Here is a 561-nt window from a genome sequence, read left to right as displayed (position 1 = left end):
AAAACGGGATGACAAAAAGGATAAGCCAGGGTGACACAGATTGGCCGGAGTCAGAGGAGGTCGTTGGGGTCAGAGTCCTTTTACTCTGACCCCAATATTTAGTGTCGACGTCATCCTGAAGCAGCGAACGAAGTACGTGCACATTTAGGATCTCTACAATGATCTACCCATTAGAGATATTCGAACTGGTATCCCCTTCATTCGCAGGCATCTGCAAATCACGCATACGCTCTTGCATAGAGGTTCCTGGCATATCGGTATAGGTTTTATTCCAGACCAAATCACTCAAAGAATCTGATGGCTTGTAATCAAGCGGAGCCATCATTAAGACCTCTCGAACAGCCTCACAATCAAAGTCTTTGCAAAGCAAATCGATACGATCAAGCAGTACCTTCACATCGTACCAAGCAAGCGATATTTCACGGCCACGCATAATACGCGAATGCGCGGTAGGCATCGGCTCATTACCGATCAAAAGCTCTTCATAAAGCTTCTCGCCCGGACGCAAACCAGAGTACTCAATCGCAATATCTCCGTCAGGGTTCGATTGATCTTTCAGCT

General features: G+C 46.7%; 1 protein-coding gene. It reads right to left on the bottom strand.

From position 1 onward, the window contains the following. Nucleotides 1–163 precede the first annotated feature (163 nt). Nucleotides 164–561: polysaccharide biosynthesis protein (locus tag A3738_RS09685; protein ID WP_197473763.1), on the bottom strand; the 398-nt coding region annotated here is incomplete at its 5' end.

The organism is Oleiphilus sp. HI0066 (assembly GCF_001635725.1).
Note: the sequence above shows the minus strand (reverse complement) of the source record. Positions and strands in the feature narration are given on the sequence as shown.